This is a genomic window from Microbacterium sp. KRD172 (assembly GCF_017168295.1).
In the GTDB taxonomy this organism is placed as follows: domain Bacteria; phylum Actinomycetota; class Actinomycetes; order Actinomycetales; family Microbacteriaceae; genus Microbacterium; species Microbacterium profundi.
The window spans coordinates 1-2,540 of record NZ_JABFAS010000004.1 but is presented as its reverse complement, the minus strand read 5'-3'; the positions used below and the strand labels follow the sequence as shown (position 1 = coordinate 2,540).

The 2,540-nt window shown below is 65.6% G+C and carries 2 protein-coding genes; one reads left to right on the top strand and one right to left on the bottom strand.

All coding sequences use genetic code 11. The features are described 5' to 3' along the window. Positions 1 to 52 precede the first annotated feature (52 nt). Positions 53 to 955: an IS982 family transposase gene (locus J1M43_RS15895; RefSeq protein WP_018023038.1), complete on the top strand. Its 903-nt coding sequence runs from the start codon at positions 53 to 55 to the stop codon at positions 953 to 955. Positions 956 to 1,009: 54 nt separating this feature from the next. Here J1M43_RS15895 and J1M43_RS15890 read toward each other — a convergent pair. After that, positions 1,010 to 2,460, bottom strand: a protein-coding gene (locus J1M43_RS15890) for an IS3 family transposase (RefSeq protein WP_241245536.1) whose coding sequence is annotated in 2 segments (ribosomal slippage) — positions 1,010 to 2,085 and positions 2,085 to 2,460 — 1,452 coding nt in all. Because the reading frame shifts where the segments join, the coding sequence is not laid out codon by codon here. Positions 2,461 to 2,540 lie beyond the last annotated feature (80 nt).

Sequence of the window (2,540 nt, the reverse complement as noted above, 5' to 3'; positions counted from 1 at the left end):
GTGAACGGCGTGGAGGCTGTTAATCGTTGGCAGAGGGTGTTAAGCCCAATGTGTGAATACCGACCTCAACACCCTCCTGATCACACTTTACGTCCATCTCGATGACCGGATCCTGCCCGCGATCGGCTTCACCCGGGACCACCACCCCGGTCGCAAGCCCGCGTTGAACGATGTCGAGCTGCTGTGTCTACTCGTCGCGCAGCACCTGCTCGGGATCTCCTCTGACCGGAAATGGATCCGATACGCCCGCACCCACTTGAAGAGCATGTTTCCGGCGCTGCCTGGCCAGTCCGGGTGGGGCAAGCGCGTCCGCCAATCCACCGGGCTGCTGTCCGCGGTGATCACGGAGCTTGCCCGCGATACCCCGTCATGGAACGAAGTCACCCGGCTGATCGATTCCACCCCACTGCCGTGTGGGAAGTCCCGCGAGACGGTGAAACGCTCCGACCTTGCCGGTGACGCCGGCTACGGGTACTGTGCCTCACATTCCCGGTTCTTCTGGGGCTTCCGCCTCTACCTGGTCTGCACACCGGACGGGATGCCCGTGGTCTGGGGACTCGCGAATCCGAAGATCGGTGAACGCGAAGCCGCGGCAGCGATGCTCGACCACGACCGCCACCTCATCCAGCCTGGACAAGTCATCATCGGCGACAAAGGCTTCGCCGGGCGCGAGTTCGAAACCTTCATCACCGAGGACCTCGGCGCACACCTGATCCGTCCCGATCGCAAGGACGAGAAACCGAGGTTCGGGAAACTCGGCGGGATCCGACAATGGGTCGAGTCCGTGTTCGACACGCTCAAAGGCCAACTCACCCTCGAAGACCACGGCGGACGCACCATCGCTGGTGTTTACTCCCGCGTCGCCGCACGGCTCCTCGCCCTCGCAGCCGGAATCTGGCACAACTGGCTCATCGGAGCACCCGTCAAACGCTCACTCATCGCCTACGACCACTAAACCCAATCGGACTCACTCATCGGAATTTGTCAAGGCGAGTGAGGCCGGTGGGTGTTAGGCGGCGAGTTGGATCTCGTCGGTTGGTGGCTGGTTGATCCACGCGGCCGGGTCTCGGTCGAGGATCTTCGGTCGCGTCTGTCGCGTCGTGAACCGTTCGGGGTGGGCGCGGCGGGCGGCCTCGAGTGTGGCGTCTCGGTCGCGGTCGATGGCGTCGGCGTGCCCGTAGTGCACGTCGGCGGGCGTGTGCATGCCGATGCCGGTGTGCCGGTGGTGGTGGTTGTAGGCGTGCACGAATTCGTCCAGGAACTGCCGTGCGTGGGCGAGGGAGACGAACCGGTCGGGGAAGACGGGCAGGTACTTCATCGTCTTGAACAGCGCTTCGGAGTAGGGGTTGTCATTGGACACGTGCGGTCGGGAGCGGGACGCGGTCACGCCGAGATCGGCGAGCAGGGTGCGGACGGTCTTCGACGTCATCGAGGGGCCGCCGTCGGAGTGCACGACCTCGGGGGTGCCGTGGATCCCGAACGCGTCGGTCATCATCTCCTTGGCGAGTAGGCCGTCCTCGCAGGCGTGCACGATGGCGCCGACGATGTAGCGGGAGAAGATGTCGATCATCACGTACGCGTCGTAGTACGTGCCTTTGACAGGGCCGGCGAGTTTCGTGATGTCCCAGGTATAGACCTGCCCGACGGCGGTCGCGATCAGCTCCGGCACCTTCCGCGGCGGATGGGTCGCGAGCCGGCGCCGCTCCCGTACCTGCGTGTGCTCGCGCAGCACCCGATACATGGTCGAGACCGAGCCCACGTATTCGCCGCGCTCGAGCAGGATGGGATAGATCTGCAACGGCGGCTTGTCGACGAACTCGTCACTGTTGAGCGTGGACAGCACCAGCGACCGCTCGACGCTCGAGAGCTTGTTCGCTGGGGCAGGACGAGCCGACGGCGGCTCGGGGTCCGGTCGGCGTGCGCGGGAGGCGGCGCGGGTCGCGGTCGCACGCGCCACGCCGGTCAGGGCTGCCGCCTGCCGGGTCGGCACGTCCGCGGCGGCCAGTTCGACGTAGGTGTTCATGAGCGCTTCCCGCGCCGCGGGTCGGTGTCCGCGCTCTCGGAGATCTGCCCCAAGAGCGTGTGCGCTTTTCCCATGATCTCCAACGCCGTCCGCGTCATCGACAACTCCACCTCGGCCTTCCGCAGTTGCGCCTTCAACCGGGCGTTCTCGGCCTGCGCGGCGCTGGGACGACCGACCGCTTCGCCGGGGTTCTTGCCCTCCAGCAGACCCGCGTCGCGCTGCTTGCGCCACTCCGAGATCAGCGACGAGTACAGGCCATGTCGGCGCAGGTATCCCGCGCCCTCACCCGTCTCGCACGCGACCTCGTACTCGGACAGGTACTGCAACTTCTGGCCCGGCGAGAACGAACGCCGACGCGTCGGCCCGTCCGGGATCGAGGGTGCGCTCACGACTCCATCATCGGCCGCGACGACCGCGACCGGGGAACTCAAACTCATCAGATTGGTGATCCTTCAACTCGCCCCACGAGGCGGACTTGCTATAAACCGGTGGACTCACTCAACCCTGACACGTAGGG